Annotated in this window: 15 protein-coding genes and 1 other RNA gene; 11 read left to right on the top strand and 5 right to left on the bottom strand. The window is 57.3% G+C overall.

Features of this window, described 5'->3' with window-relative positions; genetic code table 11:
• Window positions 1-8: 8 nt before the first annotated feature.
• Window positions 9-1,709 carry an SgrR family transcriptional regulator gene (locus IM284_RS07605; RefSeq protein WP_047367610.1) on the bottom strand — a complete coding sequence of 567 codons (1,701 nt, stop codon included), beginning with the start codon at window positions 1,707-1,709 and terminating at the stop codon, window positions 9-11.
• Between the two features lie 101 nt (window positions 1,710-1,810).
• Here IM284_RS07605 and cof point away from each other — a divergent pair, with 101 nt between their 5' ends.
• On the top strand, window positions 1,811-2,629 hold the full coding sequence (gene cof, locus IM284_RS07600) for an HMP-PP phosphatase (protein ID WP_028012168.1): 819 nt from the start codon (window positions 1,811-1,813) through the stop codon (window positions 2,627-2,629).
• 41 nt (window positions 2,630-2,670) lie between these two features.
• Here cof and IM284_RS07595 read toward each other — a convergent pair whose 3' ends face one another.
• Window positions 2,671-3,717, bottom strand: a complete 1,047-nt coding sequence (locus IM284_RS07595) for a PLP-dependent cysteine synthase family protein (RefSeq protein ID WP_047367611.1) — start codon at window positions 3,715-3,717, stop codon at window positions 2,671-2,673.
• A 115-nt stretch (window positions 3,718-3,832) separates the two neighbouring features.
• Between IM284_RS07595 and IM284_RS07590 the strand changes: the two genes are divergently transcribed.
• The 5 genes from IM284_RS07590 to amtB all read left to right on the top strand — a co-directional run bounded on the left by IM284_RS07590 (window position 3,833) and on the right by amtB (window position 9,749).
• Entirely contained in the window at window positions 3,833-4,291 is a 459-nt protein-coding gene (locus IM284_RS07590) for an Lrp/AsnC family transcriptional regulator (protein WP_023310581.1), read from the top strand.
• Window positions 4,292-4,321: 30 nt separating this feature from the next.
• Window positions 4,322-6,094 carry a SmdA family multidrug ABC transporter permease/ATP-binding protein gene (locus tag IM284_RS07585; RefSeq protein WP_047367612.1) on the top strand — a complete coding sequence of 591 codons (1,773 nt, stop codon included), beginning with the start codon at window positions 4,322-4,324 and terminating at the stop codon, window positions 6,092-6,094.
• Entirely contained in the window at window positions 6,087-7,868 is a 1,782-nt protein-coding gene (locus IM284_RS07580; protein ID WP_047367613.1) for a SmdB family multidrug efflux ABC transporter permease/ATP-binding protein, read from the top strand. Before IM284_RS07585 ends, IM284_RS07580 begins: the two co-directional genes overlap by 8 nt.
• A gap of 220 nt (window positions 7,869-8,088) precedes the next feature.
• Window positions 8,089-8,427 carry a P-II family nitrogen regulator gene (gene glnK, locus IM284_RS07575; RefSeq protein WP_008503304.1) on the top strand — a complete coding sequence of 113 codons (339 nt, stop codon included), beginning with the start codon at window positions 8,089-8,091 and terminating at the stop codon, window positions 8,425-8,427.
• Window positions 8,428-8,462: 35 nt separating this feature from the next.
• A complete protein-coding gene (gene amtB, locus IM284_RS07570) occupies window positions 8,463-9,749 on the top strand; it encodes an ammonium transporter AmtB (protein WP_047367614.1) in 1,287 nt (428 codons plus the stop codon).
• A gap of 94 nt (window positions 9,750-9,843) precedes the next feature.
• Here the strand turns inward: amtB and tesB are convergent, their stop codons facing one another.
• The gene (gene tesB, locus IM284_RS07565; RefSeq protein WP_028012172.1) at window positions 9,844-10,704 is read right to left on the bottom strand and encodes an acyl-CoA thioesterase II; all 861 of its coding nucleotides are present in this window, start codon (window positions 10,702-10,704) and stop codon (window positions 9,844-9,846) included.
• A 203-nt stretch (window positions 10,705-10,907) separates the two neighbouring features.
• Between tesB and IM284_RS07560 the strand changes: the two genes are divergently transcribed.
• A complete protein-coding gene (locus tag IM284_RS07560; RefSeq protein ID WP_028012173.1) occupies window positions 10,908-11,435 on the top strand; it encodes a YbaY family lipoprotein in 528 nt (175 codons plus the stop codon).
• Window positions 11,436-11,468: 33 nt separating this feature from the next.
• Here the strand turns inward: IM284_RS07560 and IM284_RS07555 are convergent, their stop codons facing one another.
• Window positions 11,469-11,780, bottom strand: a complete 312-nt coding sequence (locus IM284_RS07555) for an MGMT family protein (RefSeq protein ID WP_047367615.1) — start codon at window positions 11,778-11,780, stop codon at window positions 11,469-11,471.
• Window positions 11,781-11,949: 169 nt separating this feature from the next.
• Here IM284_RS07555 and ffs point away from each other — a divergent pair.
• The 3 genes from ffs (at window position 11,950) to IM284_RS07540 (ending at window position 12,768) form a co-directional block, all read left to right on the top strand.
• Window positions 11,950-12,046: signal recognition particle sRNA small type (gene ffs / locus IM284_RS07550), an RNA gene on the top strand.
• Window positions 12,047-12,304: 258 nt separating this feature from the next.
• Window positions 12,305-12,556, top strand: a complete 252-nt coding sequence (locus IM284_RS07545; RefSeq protein WP_006176926.1) for a hypothetical protein — start codon at window positions 12,305-12,307, stop codon at window positions 12,554-12,556.
• Window positions 12,553-12,768, top strand: coding sequence for a hypothetical protein (locus tag IM284_RS07540; RefSeq protein WP_028012176.1), 216 nt, complete (start codon window positions 12,553-12,555; stop codon window positions 12,766-12,768). The genes IM284_RS07545 and IM284_RS07540 overlap by 4 nt, the downstream gene beginning before the upstream one ends.
• 81 nt (window positions 12,769-12,849) lie before the next feature.
• On the opposite strand, the gene IM284_RS07535 is transcribed toward IM284_RS07540, so the two are convergent.
• Window positions 12,850-14,271, bottom strand: a complete 1,422-nt coding sequence (locus IM284_RS07535) for a PLP-dependent aminotransferase family protein (RefSeq protein ID WP_045259908.1) — start codon at window positions 14,269-14,271, stop codon at window positions 12,850-12,852.
• Between the two features lie 86 nt (window positions 14,272-14,357).
• Here IM284_RS07535 and IM284_RS07530 point away from each other — a divergent pair, with 86 nt between their 5' ends.
• Complete coding sequence (locus tag IM284_RS07530; RefSeq protein ID WP_028012178.1) at window positions 14,358-14,969, top strand: YitT family protein; 612 nt, start codon at window positions 14,358-14,360, stop codon at window positions 14,967-14,969.
• Window positions 14,970-15,012: the final 43 nt, after the last annotated feature.

Raw genomic sequence — 15,012 nt, 5'->3', positions numbered from 1 at the left:
CAGCTTCTTCACGATTTGGGGGCGGGAAGCCAGGCTTCGGTAAAATCAAACCAGCCGCGGGTGTTGAGGCGTATGCCGTTGACTCCCGGCGGGGCGCTGATTTGATATTGATAGTTAAAAAGCGGCGTCAGCACCGCATTCTCCATCAGGCGGTTGAAAATGGCTTGCAGACCGGCGTGTCGGTCCCGAGCTTCGGCCTGAGACTGCACCGCATCCAGCGTGGCTTGCAGATGGGCGTAGGCCGGTGCGCTTAACACGTGCGGCCACAGGGCATCGCAGCGCAGCCACTGCTCAAGCGTATACGCTGGCGCTTCGCCTATCAGCCTGTCCCCCATCATGATGTCTGCATCGGCAAGCTGCTGGCATCCGTCCCACGTCTTGGCGTCGTGGAAGATGACGGTCAGGTCACAACCCTGTCGCGCCAGGTACGCCTTTAACTGGCTGGCCATGGTGTGAAGCTCAACGGGAAGATGGTAAACCAGCGTCAGCGCCTCAGGCAGGGCAACTTCCGTTAAGTCAGGCCATTCGGGGATTGTCCAGCCGGGAAGCAGTTCCCCGGTGGGCGTAATGAGTCCTTCGTTGAGCGGAAGCGTGTGCAGAAGCCTGGAGAGATGGATGATATTGATAAGCCGCTTCGCCTGGATCTCACTCACACGCGCGCTCTGTTTCAGCGTGAGGTAACAGAAGCCCAGGCTGGTGCTGCTGCTGACCAGCCTCAGGGTTTCAAGCTCATCGGCCTCGCCAATCGCGATTTGCACCGGGTGACGACAGCTGGTGCCCAGCCTGTAATCAAACAGCTGGGGAGTGATCCAGTATTCGATGGCTTTGAGCAGAGGATGGCTCAGGTGGTATTGCTCATGGCTTTCCAGACGAACCAGGTCGGGCTCAAAGGCGGCCAGCCGGAAGGGGCCGCAGCCAAGTTCAGGGTAGTCGGGATGCGCCAGACGGCTGCAGTAGGTTGCCAGCCTGTGCGCCAGCCAATAGTCCGGTTGATGCAGCACAAATGTCAGACACTGTGGATGCGTTGTTTCGATACGTAAAACGCTCCTGAACAGGGTGCGCAGGGCGGGAAGCGTCAACAGTGCCGTCAGGCTTCGCTGGAGCTGCGCCGTTTCTATTTTATCGCCGTTATGCCAGTGCAGGGTGGAGCGAATGTAGAAATGCCAGCGCAGCCCGTCAGCAGAGACCTCCCAGTGATGCGCGAGATCGCCCGTGGGTTCACTGCTGTTACCGTTAAAACGCGTCAAGCCAGAAAATACCTGTCCCGCCAGATGCTGCTCCGCCCGGCCAGGCAAAAAGCCCGGCTGAAGCGGCTCCAGCGAGCGATAGTAGGGGATGCGCAGCGTCGGCGTGTCGTTTTGCCACTGCCCGCCTAAAAACGGATGCAGCAACGATCTCAGCGCTTCAGGAGCAAGCTGGGCCAGCTCCAGCGCGTTATGCTGCTGCCCGCTCTTCAGCGCCTCTTCCATCATCGCATTGCGCAGTGACTCCGGGCTGGCATGGAACGTCAGCTCACCGCGTTTGCCGCGACCAGACCGCGCGTGCCAGCTGAGCCAGCCCGCCTCCTGAGCCTGACGCAGCAGGGTGCGGACATGCCGCTCGCTACAAAAACAGCGGCTGGCAAGCTCACTTATGGTGACCTGCTGTGGAGCGCCAGCGGAAGGTTGCCACAGGCGTTGATACTGGTTAAGACGGTTAAGCTGGCGCATAAGAAACCCGGAACAATAATTTTCATCTATTCACTATTACTTCCGTATATCTCACACGATACTGATGCACAAGTTAATCGCATCACATTTCAGGAGTAATCATGGCCCGCCTCGCTGCATTTGATATGGACGGTACGTTGTTAATGCCGGATCACCGTCTGGGGGAGAAAACGCTGAGTACCCTGAAGCGTCTGCGCGAGCGTGATGTCACCCTGACGTTTGCCACTGGCCGCCACGTGCTGGAGATGCGTCATCTGCTGGGCACGTTTTCCCTGGATGCGTTTTTAATCACGGGTAACGGAACGCGCATTCACACCGTTGAAGGAGAGGTGCTGCACCGCCAGGATCTCAACCCGGAAGTGGCGGATATTGTTCTGCACAGCACGTGGGACACGCAGGCCAGTATCCACGTATTCAACGATCAAGGCTGGTTTACCGGAAGCGAAATCCCCGAATTATTACACGCGCATGTTTATAGCGGCTTCAAATACCAGCTTATCGATCTGCGCCGGATCCCTGCCCACGCGGTGACCAAGATTTGCTTCTGTGGCGATCACGACGATCTTTGCCGCTTACGCATTCAGTTAAATGAGGCGCTGGGCGACCGGGCGCACCTGACCTTCTCGGCGGTGGATTGTCTTGAAGTCCTGCCGGTGGGCTGTAACAAAGGTTCAGCCCTGGCGGTGCTCAGCGACCACCTGGGCTTAACGCTGCAGGAGTGTATGGCGTTTGGCGACGCCATGAATGACCGCGAAATGCTGGGCAGCGTGGGGCGCGGCCTGATTATGGGGAATGCGATGCCGCAGCTGATCGCAGAGCTTCCTCATCTGCCGGTTATCGGACACTGCGGCAACGAAGCGGTGTCCCATTTTTTGACGCATTGGCTGGACAACAACAACCTCCCATATTCCCCCGAATAGTGAGACCCTTCCAGCAAGCCAGACTTCGGTCTGGCTTTTTTTTATTTCAGCAGCTGCGCAATCTGCGCTTTCCACGGGGTGATGTCGCCGATGTTGGCCTGTACCCACTCCGCATTGTAGTAGGTCTCAAGGTAGCGCTCGCCGCTGTCGCACAGCAGCGTGACGATAGAGCCGGTACGCCCTTCCTCGCGCATGCGTGCCGCAAGCTGCAGTGCGCCCCACATGTTGGTGCCCGTTGATGCACCCACCTTGCGGCCGAGCTGCGTCTCCAGCCAGTGCGCGGTGGCGACGCTGGCGGCGTCCGGCACGCGGAGCATTTCGTCGACAACGTCAGGAATGAACGACGGTTCCACGCGCGGGCGGCCAATTCCTTCAATTTTACTGCCCACCGTACTGCGCAGGCCGGCATCGCGGCTTTGCCAGTAGTCGAGGAACACGGAGTTCTGGGGGTCAACCACCATCAGTTGGGTATCGTAGCCCTGACAGCGAATGTAGCGTCCGATAGTAGCTGACGTGCCGCCCGTACCGGCGCTCATCACAATGTACGACGGAACCGGATGCGGTTCGTGGGTCATCTGGCGGAAAATACTGTCGGCAATGTTGTTATTGCCGCGCCAGTCCGTTGCGCGCTCGGCAAAGGTGAACTGGTCCATATAGTGGCCGTTTAGCTCGCGGGCGAGCATTTCAGAGGCGGCGTAGATCTCGCAGGCGCTTTCCACAAAATGGCAGCGTCCGCCGTAAAATTCGATCTGCTCGATTTTTCGTTTTGCGGTGCAGGAGGGCATCACGGCGATAAACGGCAGGCCCAGCAGACGAGCGAAATAGGCTTCAGACACCGCCGTTGAACCGGATGAGGATTCAATAATGGTCGTGCCTTCTTTGATCCAGCCGTTGCACAAACCGTATAAAAACAGAGAGCGCGCCAGGCGATGCTTAAGGCTACCGGTAGGATGGGTGCTTTCATCCTTCAGGTAGAGCTGAATACCGTCAAATCCCGGCAGGGGGAGGCGAATCAGGTGGGTATCCGCCGAGCGCTGGTAGTCGGCATTGATTTCGCTGATGGCATGTTTAACCCAGGTGCTATTCATCGTAGTTATCCGTTTGTCATTTTGTGCCCAGCATAGCGAAAAGCACAGAAAAAATTGTTGCTATCTGGCCTTTAAAATAGAATGAAGGGAGAAAAATTTTCTCTATGAGGTGGGTATGCTAGATAAAATTGACCGCAAGCTCCTTTCATTGCTGCAAAATGACTGTACCCTCTCTTTGCAGGCGCTGGCAGATGCCGTTAATCTGACCACCACACCGTGCTGGAAGCGCCTAAAAAAGCTGGAAGATGACGGCATTCTTCTGGGGCGCGTCGCATTACTCGATCCCGAAAAACTGGGGCTTGGGCTGACGGCATTTGTGCTGATAAAAACCCAACACCACAGCAGCGAGTGGTATTGCCGCTTCGTCACTCAGGTGTCTGAGATGCCCGAGGTGCTCGGCTTCTGGCGTATGGCCGGCGAGTACGATTACCTGATGCGCGTCCAGGTGGCTGACATGAAGCGCTATGATGATTTCTACAAGCGGCTGGTGAACAGCGTCCCGGGCTTGTCGGACGTCACCTCAAGCTTCGCCATGGAACAAATTAAGTACACCACAGCCTTACCCATTGAATAACTTCGTAAAATACCTTCAGGAACAAACCGCGTGCGATTATTTGCCCAATTAAGCTGGTACTTTCGTCGGGAGTGGCAACGCTACCTCGGTGCAGTCGCCCTGCTTATTATCATTGCCATTTTGCAGCTGATCCCGCCGAAGGTGGTGGGCTACGTCGTGGATGGCGTCACTGAACAGCATTACACCACCGCACGGGTGTTGATGTGGGTCGGCACGCTGGTGCTGACGGCGGTCATTGTTTATCTCCTGCGCTACGTCTGGCGCGTGCTGCTGTTTGGTGCGTCCTATCAGCTGGCCGTTGAGCTGCGTGAAGATTTTTACCGCCAGCTGAGCCGACAGCATCCCGAATTTTATCTGCGTCATCGCACCGGGGATCTCATTGCCCGCGCGACGAACGACGTCGATCGCGTGGTCTTTGCCGCCGGGGAAGGGGTGCTGACGCTGGTGGACTCGCTGGTGATGGGCTGTGCGGTGCTGATCGTCATGTCCACGCAGATCAGTTGGCAATTAACCCTGCTCGCCCTGCTGCCGATGCCGATCATGGCGCTGGCGATCAATCGCTACGGCGAACAGCTGCACGAGCGCTTCAAGCTGGCGCAGGCGGCGTTTTCTTCTCTGAACGATCGCACCCAGGAGAGCATGACCAGCATCCGCATGATCAAAGCGTTTGGCCTGGAAGATCGGCAGTCCGCGCTGTTTGCGGCCGATGCGGCAGACACGGGGGCGAAAAACATGCGTGTCGCGCGTATTGATGCGCGATTTGATCCAACGATTTATGTCGCAATCGGCATGGCAAACCTGCTTGCGATTGGCGGCGGGAGCTGGATGGTGGTGCAGGGCACATTGACCCTGGGGCAATTGACCAGCTTTGCGATGTATCTGGGGCTGATGATCTGGCCGATGCTGGCGCTGGCCTGGATGTTTAACATCGTAGAGCGCGGCAGCGCCGCCTACAGCCGCATCCGCGCCATGCTGGCCGAAGCGCCGGTGGTCAATGACGGCAGCGAAGCGGTGCCGGAAGGGCGCGGCGTTATGAACGTCGACGTTCGCAAATTTGTCTATCCGCAAACGGAACATCCGGTGCTGGAGAACGTTAGCTTTACGCTGCGGCCGGGCCAGATGCTGGGCATCTGCGGCCCGACGGGGTCCGGAAAAAGTACCGTGCTCTCTCTGCTTCAGCGCCACTTTGACGTCACCGAGGGCGATATCCGTTTCCATGATATCCCCCTGGCGAACCTGCTGCTGGACGAGTGGCGTGGCCGTCTGGCGGTAGTCAGCCAGACGCCGTTTTTATTTTCGGACACCGTGGCGAATAACATTGCGCTTGGTCACCCGTCGGCGACGCAGGAAGAGATCGAACATATGGCGCGCTTAGCCAGCGTACATGACGATATTTTGCGTCTGCCGCAGGGCTACGAAACGGAAGTCGGGGAACGTGGCGTCATGCTGTCCGGCGGGCAGAAACAGCGAATCTCGATTGCCCGCGCGCTGCTGCTGAATGCTGAAATCCTCATTCTGGATGATGCGCTCTCCGCCGTGGATGGTCGTACCGAGCATCAGATTCTGCATAACCTGCGCCAGTGGGGCGACGGACGCACGGTGATTATCAGCGCCCACCGTTTGTCAGCGCTCACTGAGGCCAGCGAAATTCTGGTCTTACAGCACGGACACATTGCCCAGCGCGGGCAGCATGAAATGCTTGCCGAGCAGCCGGGCTGGTATCGCGATATGTACCGCTATCAACAGCTTGAGGCGGCGCTGGACGATGCGCCGGAACAGGATCAGGAGGCCACCAATGCGTAAGCTCGGAACGATGTGGCCGACGCTCAAACGTCTGCTGGCCTACGGCTCGCCGTGGCGCAAACCGCTCTCCGTGGCCGTGCTTTTACTCTGGATAGCGGCGATTGCTGAGGTGAGCGGGCCGCTGCTCATCAGCTACTTCATCGACAATATGGTCGCCAAAAGCTACCTGCCGCTGGGGCTGGTGGCGGGCTTAGGCGTGGCCTACGTTGGGTTGCAGCTGGCGGCGGCAGGGCTGCACTATGCGCAGTCGCTGCTGTTTAACCGTGCCGCCGTGGGCGTGGTTCAGCAGCTGCGCACGGATGTAATGGACGCGGCGCTTCGCCAGCCGCTCAGCGAGTTTGATATCCAGCCGGTCGGGCAGGTGATTTCGCGCGTGACCAACGATACCGAAGTGATCCGCGACCTGTACGTCACCGTGGTCGCGACGGTGTTACGCAGTGCGGCGCTGATCGGCGCGATGCTGGTGGCGATGTTCAGCCTCGACTGGCGCATGGCGCTGGTGGCGATTACCATCTTCCCGGCGGTGCTGATCGTGATGATCATCTACCAGCGCTACAGCACGCCAATCGTGCGTCGGGTGCGCGCCTATCTGGCCGACATTAACGATGGCTTCAACGAAGTGATTAACGGCATGAGCGTCATCCAGCAGTTCCGCCAGCAGGCGCGCTTTGGCGAGCGGATGGGCGAAGCCAGCCGATCGCACTATATGGCGCGTATGCAGACGCTGCGCCTTGACGGCTTCCTGCTGCGTCCGCTGCTCAGCCTTTTCTCTGCGCTGGTGCTTTGCGGTTTACTGATGCTCTTTGGCCTGAGCTCAAGCGGTACGATTGAAGTGGGCGTGCTGTACGCTTTTATTAGCTACCTGGGGCGCCTTAACGAGCCGCTGATCGAGCTCACGACCCAGCAATCGATGCTGCAGCAGGCGGTCGTCGCCGGCGAGCGCGTGTTTGAGCTGATGGACAGGCCGCGCCAGGCCTACGGTCATGACGAGCGACCTCTGCAAAGCGGCGCCATTGCCTTTGATAACGTCTCGTTTGCCTATCGCGAAGACCGGCTGGTGTTGCAGGACATTACGCTGGATGTCCCGTCGCGCGGTTTCGTGGCGCTGGTGGGACATACGGGAAGCGGCAAGAGCACGCTCGCCAGCCTGTTGATGGGCTACTACCCGGTCACGCAAGGCGAAATCCGCCTCGACGGACGCCCGCTCGCGTCTCTCAGCCACAACGTGTTGCGTAAAGGCGTCGCGATGGTGCAGCAGGATCCGGTCGTCCTGGCCGATACCTTCTACGCCAACGTGACCCTGGGGCGAGACTACTCTCAGGAGCAGGTATGGGAGGTGCTGGAAAAAGTGCAGCTGGCAGACCTGGCGCGCGGGTTTAGCGACGGGATTAATACCCGGCTGGGCGAGCAGGGAAACAACCTCTCCGTTGGGCAAAAGCAGCTTCTCGCGCTGGCGCGGGTGCTGATTGAAACCCCGCAGGTGCTGATTCTGGATGAAGCGACGGCCAGCATTGACTCCGGCACCGAGCAGGCCATCCAGCAGGCGCTGGCCGCGGTACGCGACCATACGACGCTGGTGGTGATTGCCCATCGCCTTTCCACCATTGTCGATGCCGATACCATTCTGGTGCTGCATCGTGGACAAGCCGTGGAGCGCGGGACGCACCGTGAGCTGCTGGAAGCCAAAGGGCGTTACTGGCAGATGTATCAGCTTCAGCTGGCGGGCGAAGAGCTCGCGGCCAGCGTGCGCGAGGAAGAGTCGCTCAGCGCCTGATGCACCAAAACAAAGCAACGCGCTAACAGTCATTCCTGTTGGTGCAATACTGAAACGCACCGTGCACCGACATGGTGCGTTTTTTTTCGCCGGTTCATTAAGGAAGACGGCATAACGCTCGTCGCACCGCTTTTCTCCCTCCATTTCATTTCTGGCACACCCCTTGCAATACCTTCTGCGTGAGCTGCGGCCATTACCGAATTCTGACTGGAGGGGATCTATGAAGCTGGTTACGGTGGTAATCAAACCATTCAAACTGGAAGACGTGCGTGAAGCATTGTCCTCAATGGGTATTCAGGGACTGACTGTCACCGAAGTGAAAGGCTTTGGTCGTCAGAAGGGTCATGCCGAGCTTTATCGCGGGGCGGAATACAGCGTTAACTTTCTGCCAAAAGTAAAAATTGATGTCGCGATTGCTGACGATCAGCTTGATGAAGTGATTGATGTGATTAGCAAAGCGGCCTACACCGGCAAAATTGGCGACGGCAAAATTTTCGTTGCCGAACTGCAGCGCGTCATTCGCATTCGTACCGGCGAATCTGACGAAGCGGCACTGTAAATAACGGCTGGCACACAGTGATAGGGATCGAGAAAATGAAGATAGCAACACTTAAAACGGGTCTGGGTTCGCTGGCACTGCTGCCGGGCCTGGCGCTGGCTGCTCCTGCCGTGGCAGACAAAGCCGATAACGCCTTTATGATGATCAGCACCGCGCTGGTGCTGTTCATGTCTATCCCGGGCATTGCGCTGTTCTACGGCGGCCTGATCCGCGGCAAAAACGTTCTCTCCATGCTGACGCAGGTTGCCGTGACGTTCGCGCTGGTCTGCGTGCTTTGGGTGGTTTACGGTTACTCGCTGGCTTTCGGTACCGGCAACGCCTTCTTTGGTAACTTCGACTGGGTAATGCTGAAAAATATTGAGCTGACCGCGCTGATGGGCAGCTTCTACCAGTACATCCACGTCGCGTTCCAGGGCTCGTTCGCCTGCATTACCGTCGGGCTGATTGTGGGCGCGCTGGCGGAGCGCATCCGTTTCTCTGCCGTTCTGATCTTCGTGGTGGTCTGGCTGACCCTCTCCTATGTGCCGATTGCGCACATGGTCTGGGGCGGTGGTCTGCTGGCAACGCACGGCGCGCTGGACTTTGCGGGCGGTACCGTTGTCCATATCAACGCCGCGGTAGCGGGTCTGGTGGGCGCATACCTGATTGGCAAACGCGTGGGCTTCGGTAAAGAGGCGTTCAAACCGCATAACTTGCCGATGGTGTTTACCGGTACGGCTATCCTCTACTTTGGCTGGTTCGGCTTCAACGCCGGCTCCGCAAGTGCCGCGAACGAAATCGCCGCACTGGCGTTCGTGAACACCGTTGTGGCGACGGCGGGTGCAATTCTCTCCTGGGTATTCGGCGAGTGGGCGGTACGCGGTAAACCTTCCCTGCTGGGTGCCTGTTCAGGGGCGATTGCCGGTCTGGTTGGTATCACCCCGGCGTGTGGCTATGTGGGTGTCGGTGGTGCGCTGCTGGTGGGACTGGTCGCGGGCCTGGCAGGTCTGTGGGGCGTCACCGCACTGAAACGCGTGCTGCGCGTGGATGACCCTTGCGATGTGTTCGGCGTCCACGGCGTGTGCGGCATCGTCGGCTGTATCATGACCGGCATCTTCGCCGCGAAATCACTGGGTGGCGTGGGCTACGCAGAAGGTGTCACCATGGTTCATCAGATGCTGGTGCAGCTGGAAAGTATCGCTATCACCGTGGTGTGGTCTGCCGTTGTCGCCTTCATTGGCTATAAGCTGGCGGATATGACCGTTGGGCTGCGCGTACCGGAAGAGCAGGAGCGCGAAGGTCTGGACGTCAACAGCCACGGCGAGAATGCGTATAACGCCTAATAAAAAGCAAAACGGCAACTTCGGTTGCCGTTTTTAATGTTTATTCCCTCTCCCATGGGAGAGGGTCAGGGTAAGGGCATCAGGCCGCACACCATCATCCGCGATTACGCATTACCCCTTCCTGCACCGTAGAAGCGACCAGCACGCCGTCCTGAGTATAAAACTCTCCACGCACAAACCCGCGAGCGCTCGACGCTGACGTACTCTCCACGCTGTAAAGCAGCCACTCATTCATATTGAACGGACGGTGGAACCACATGGAGTGATCGATGGTTGCGACCTGCATCCCTTTTTCAAGGAAACCAACGCCGTGCGGCTGTAGCGCAACCGGCAGAAAGTTAAAGTCTGACGCGTAGCCCAGCAGATACTGATGCACGCGGAAATCTTCCGGCACGGTGCCATTGGCGCGGATCCAGACCTGACGCTTCGGCTCGGCGGTGTGGCCTTTCATGGGGTTGTGGAACTCAACCGGGCGGATCTCCAGCGGTTTATCGCAGAGAAACTTCTCTTTGACCTGCGGCGGAAGCAGATGTGCCAGCGCGCGGGCGATATCGGTCTCTGATTTGAGTTCGTCCGGCGACGGTGCTGGCGGCATCACTTTCTGATGTTCATACCCTGGTTCCGGCGCCTGGAAAGAGGCAGTCATATAAAAGATTGGCTTACCGTTCTGAACGGCCGCCACGCGGCGTGCGCTGAAGCTGTTACCGTCTCTCAGGACTTCAACGTCATACACAATCGGTTTTGCGCTGTCGCCAGGGCGTAAGAAATAGCTGTGGAATGAGTGCACCAGACGGTCTGCAGGGACGGTCTCCTTTGCAGCGTAGAGCGCTTGTCCAACGACCTGGCCGCCGAAAACCTGACGTAATCCGAGGTCTTCGCTCTGCCCGCGATAGAGTCCTTCCTCAATTTTTTCCAGATTCAGTAATGTCAGCAGATTGTTCAGTGCCTGACTCATAATTGTCCTCAATAAACGCCGTAGCGAAAGATAGGCAGAGTATAACGCAGAAATGAAAGTGGTCCGATGGGTAGAATAATCTGAATGTCGGCACGTTTTTAGGCATTAATCGGTGATCTGTGCCACACTTAAAAACGTTATGTGATTGAAACGACATCGGATGGGATCGATCCCGCTGGTGCATTGATGATAAGGAGACTTCAATGAAACTCGTGCCCATGCTAAGTGGTGTAGCTATTGCGGTGGCGTTGTCCGCCTGTGCCGGTAAGAGCGCCCAGGTGCCGGTACCAGCTGCAGATCCGAACGGGATTAATACCCTTTCACAGCAATCCATTCAGCAGCCTAACGTTTCCGGTACAATCTGGATTAAACAGAGAGTCGCTCTGCCGCCGGATGCGGTATTAACGGTCACGCTGTCTGATGCTTCCCTGGCGGACGCGCCGTCGAAGGTGCTGGCTCAGCGCGCGGTCCGTACTGAAGGTAAGCAGGCTCCGTTTAGCTTCGTGTTGCCGTATAACCCGTCAGACGTGCAGCCGAATGCCCGTATTCTGCTGAGCGCAGCGGTAACCATCAACGGCAAGCTGGTCTTTATCACCGATACGGTCCAGGAAGCGATTAACCACGGTGGAACCAAAATCGACCTGAATCTGGTGCCGGTGCAGCAAACCGAAGTTCCGGTTGCTCCACAGACCAATCAGCCGTCCCTGCCAACCCCACCAACCCAGATGTAACTGTTGCTCTTACCCTCTCCCCCGGGGGAGGGTTTAGTACACCCAGCGGTATTTCTGCAAATCTATCTGTCCTGCGCCCGACACCTGCACACCCTCTGAAAGCAATGCCTGACGCTGACGCTGGAGATCCGGCCCGGTCAGCGAGATAGCGCCATGACGGTTCACCACCCGATGCCAGGGCAGCGTACTTCCCTCCGGCAGCCGCTTCAGGACACCACCGACCTGTCGCGCCGCGCGCGGAGAGCCTGCCAGCTTTGCTACATCACCGTAGGTGGTGACGTAGCCTTCCGGAATCGAGGCCACGATTTGCCATACGCGCTGGGTAAAGGAGTCGTTTTCGTCCATACCTTCACCTGTGGGGATGTTTGGACCGTCATGGTAAACGAAGATCGTCCTGATTGCTGCGCCTGTTTGCGCAAGAAACCAGCATCCGGTTCCTGGTCGCTTGCAATTGGCTCTTCGCACAGGGATAATGCGCCAGCGCGTTGGTTATCAACGCTCTCAATGGGGGCTCTGTTGGTTCTCCCGCAACGCTACTCTGTTCACTAGGTCAGGTCCGGAAGGAAGCAGCCAGGGCAGACGACGTGGGTGCCGGGATGTAGCTGGCAGGGCCCCCACCCATTTGTTGCCCCATCCATCTTTCCTGTTTCCATCTCTTTTTAGCCTTTATTCCACAATAATATAATGCCTATACCGTGTAATATATATTTCATCGCCCTGAAATATTACTGTCATAAACCTGTAATAATAGACTGGCATTTTATAATTGGACGTCTATTTTCGTCAAAATTCAAAAAAATATAGATCTGGATAACAGTGATAACTTCGTGTATTAAATAAAGTACTTATTCCGAAGGGAAGTGACAAACATGGCAACTGCAGTTTTAAATGTTAAAATTGACGAAGCGCTAAAAGAAAGACTCCGCCACTATGCGGAAGTAAATAACGAAAATTTAAGCGTGACCACAGAGAAACTGCTGCTGCTGGCGTTTGAAGCAGTAGAAGAGGCGGGAGTATCGGAAGAGGATATTGATAATCAGCATACGGAAGAAGAGAGTGTTTCTCCTTTTACTCCTAAAGAAATCAAGGCTCTACGTAAACTTCTGAAGAAGAGAAAATGAAACAACAACTGTCAACTGCCAGTGACTACAACGAGGCCTGCGCTCTGTTGCGTTCAGGCTACGTGAAGCATGTACGTCTTGGCTGGAATGTTGGAAGCGATGAGTTCTTTCGTATTGCGTCTGACTGGTGTGATACCGGTGCAAAAATAAAGAAAGACGGTGATAATTTCGTTATTTCCCTGAAAGGTTTCCCCATTCCTCCTCAGCACTAAATCACTGACCAGTGAAAACTGCTGACTGCATATATTACAGTCAGCAGTTTTTATTTTATGATCCAGTTCAAAATTTTAATATTAAACCAGGCGGCGTTTGACTGCTGGCGTATTTGAATTTAGCGCGAGCCATAACGGTTTAATCCGCAGCAATGCCGCTTCCAGCTCCGCTGGCTCCAGCGAAAAGGGCATACGTAAAAAGCGGTCAAACGCCCCCGATAAGCCAAACCGCGTCCCGGTTCCCAGGTTAATCCCGATGATTTCTGCCCGTGCGGCAAGCTGTGTCGCCAGCATGCCAGGAAGTTCGATCCAGTAAGAGAGCCCACCCTCCGCCTCATGAAACGTCCACTCGGGGAAATGTTCTCGCAGCAGGTTACTGCATCGATCGCGCCGTTCCGCCAGCATCTTGCGGCGAGCGGGCAGAAAACGCTCGCTGTTATCGATAAGCCACAGCGTCGCCAGCTGCTCAAGCAGCGGCGAGCCTAAATCCAGCGTATCGCGCGTCTGGGCGAGCGTGGCGATAGTCCGCGAGGAGGCGCGGATCCAGCCGAGACGCAGCCCGCCCCAGAAGCTTTTTCCGGCAGAGCCTAGCGTAATCACGCTGGCCTGCGGGTTAAACGATGCCAGCGGTGGCGGCGGTGGCGAATCAAACCAGAGATCGACCATCGTTTCATCCACGACCAGCGCCGTGCGGGTCTGGGCTGCTATATCAGCGATTGCCTGACGGGTGGCGATATCCATGCATCGACCGGTTGGGTTGTGAAAATCGGGCATCAGGTAGGCCAGGCGCGGCGCGGTCTGGGCAAGCGTAGCCGCAAAGCCATCCGTATCCCAGCCCGTTTCCGGCAACGACACTCCTACTGGCCGACACTGTGCTCCCTGAATAGCGGCAATCGCCAGCGGATAGGTGGGGTGATCGACCACGACGCGATCCCCCGGTCCGGCCATCATCCGCAGCACCAGCGCGAACCCGCTGACGGCACCGTTGACCACCATCACCTCGTCTGCCCGGGTGGGAAGACCTCGCGCGGTATAGCGCGCAGCGATGGCCTCCCGTAGCACCGGCAGCCCAAGCTGCTCGTAGCCCGTCAGCGAGAGGTGTTGAGTAATAGCCGTAAGTGCATGGGTGTAAGCCTGGTGGATCTCCGGCCCTGCGCTGAGGGCGGCGGTGGAAAGATCCAGGGCGACGCTCGCTGCGGAAAGGGTGGGAACGGCGCGTGCATCCGGGAGGATGACGCGCGACCCGCTGCCGTGGCGGCTTTCAAGATAACCCTCTTCACGCAGGTGGGCGAGGGCGCTGCTGACGGTGGTTCGGCTGACGTTCAGCGCCGTCGCCAGCTCACGCTCACCCGGCAGGCGCGTATGCAGCGCCAGCCGGCCATCAAGGATTAATAAGCGCAGCGCGTCGGCCAGCTGGCGCCAGAGCGGAGTGCGGGATGAAGTTTGCTGCCAGTGCCCTAAAAGGCGTACCACAGACTGGCTTCCGAAGCGGCGTGATGACATAAGCAGTCCACTATTTAAAAACTGGACATTAATCTTAGTGCCATTTTAGGTCAGGATGAAAGTCGGGTTCACTGGAGAAGATAAAAATGGTACGTCGTCTGCTACAACTTTATGTCGGTTTAGGGCTGTATGGGCTTTCCACCGCGATGTTTATTCGTGCGGATCTGGGGGTCGATCCGTGGGATGTGTTTCACCTTGGCGTGGGAATACAGCTGGGGATGAGTATCGGGACGGTTATCATTTTGACCGGGGCTGCGGTGCTCTTACTGTGGATCCCACTGCGTCAGATGCCTGGTCTTGGCACGATCAGCAACGTGATTTGTATCGGTCTGGCGGCGGACGCCAGCATGGCGCTTATCCCCGAACTGAGTTCGTTATCCGTGCGCATCGCTTTCCTGGTGTCGGGCATCGTGATGAACGCGATCGCCACCAGCATGTACATCGGGGCCGGTTTCGGGCCTGGTCCGCGCGACGGCCTGATGACCGGCATTCACGCCCGGCTGGGGTGGTCCATTCGCAGCGTGCGTACCTCCATCGAAGTGTCCGTCCTGCTGATTGGGTGCGTGCTGGGTGGCTCGTTTGGGGTGGGAACTGTGGCGTATGCTCTGACCATTGGCCCGCTTATCCAGCTCTGTTTGCCCTGGTTCCGCCAGAAGCCGCGCGGTGAGAAAATGACGCAGCCGGAGCGGGTTGTTTAATTTGCGAAGCGCTCACATGTTTTAACGGCGTCGCTGTGCCAGA

Origin of the sequence: Enterobacter cloacae complex sp. P12RS, assembly GCF_014895875.1 — a bacterium.
Classification (GTDB): Bacteria; Pseudomonadota; Gammaproteobacteria; order Enterobacterales; family Enterobacteriaceae; genus Enterobacter; species Enterobacter bugandensis.
Note: the sequence above shows the minus strand (reverse complement) of the source record. Positions and strands in the feature narration are given on the sequence as shown.

Coding starts and splice junctions, on each gene's coding strand:
- IM284_RS07590 (WP_023310581.1), top strand. CDS start 3,833: ATGCTAGATAAAATTGACCGCAAGCTCCTTTCATTGCTGCAAAATGAC.
- cof (WP_028012168.1), top strand. CDS start 1,811: ATGGCCCGCCTCGCTGCATTTGATATGGACGGTACGTTGTTAATGCCG.
- IM284_RS07530 (WP_028012178.1), top strand. CDS start 14,358: ATGGTACGTCGTCTGCTACAACTTTATGTCGGTTTAGGGCTGTATGGG.
- amtB (WP_047367614.1), top strand. CDS start 8,463: ATGAAGATAGCAACACTTAAAACGGGTCTGGGTTCGCTGGCACTGCTG.
- tesB (WP_028012172.1), bottom strand. CDS start 10,704: ATGAGTCAGGCACTGAACAATCTGCTGACATTACTGAATCTGGAAAAA.
- IM284_RS07595 (WP_047367611.1), bottom strand. CDS start 3,717: ATGAATAGCACCTGGGTTAAACATGCCATCAGCGAAATCAATGCCGAC.
- IM284_RS07540 (WP_028012176.1), top strand. CDS start 12,553: ATGAAACAACAACTGTCAACTGCCAGTGACTACAACGAGGCCTGCGCT.
- IM284_RS07605 (WP_047367610.1), bottom strand. CDS start 1,709: ATGCGCCAGCTTAACCGTCTTAACCAGTATCAACGCCTGTGGCAACCT.
- glnK (WP_008503304.1), top strand. CDS start 8,089: ATGAAGCTGGTTACGGTGGTAATCAAACCATTCAAACTGGAAGACGTG.
- IM284_RS07555 (WP_047367615.1), bottom strand. CDS start 11,780: ATGGACGAAAACGACTCCTTTACCCAGCGCGTATGGCAAATCGTGGCC.
- IM284_RS07580 (WP_047367613.1), top strand. CDS start 6,087: ATGCGTAAGCTCGGAACGATGTGGCCGACGCTCAAACGTCTGCTGGCC.
- IM284_RS07535 (WP_045259908.1), bottom strand. CDS start 14,271: ATGTCATCACGCCGCTTCGGAAGCCAGTCTGTGGTACGCCTTTTAGGG.
- IM284_RS07545 (WP_006176926.1), top strand. CDS start 12,305: ATGGCAACTGCAGTTTTAAATGTTAAAATTGACGAAGCGCTAAAAGAA.
- IM284_RS07560 (WP_028012173.1), top strand. CDS start 10,908: ATGAAACTCGTGCCCATGCTAAGTGGTGTAGCTATTGCGGTGGCGTTG.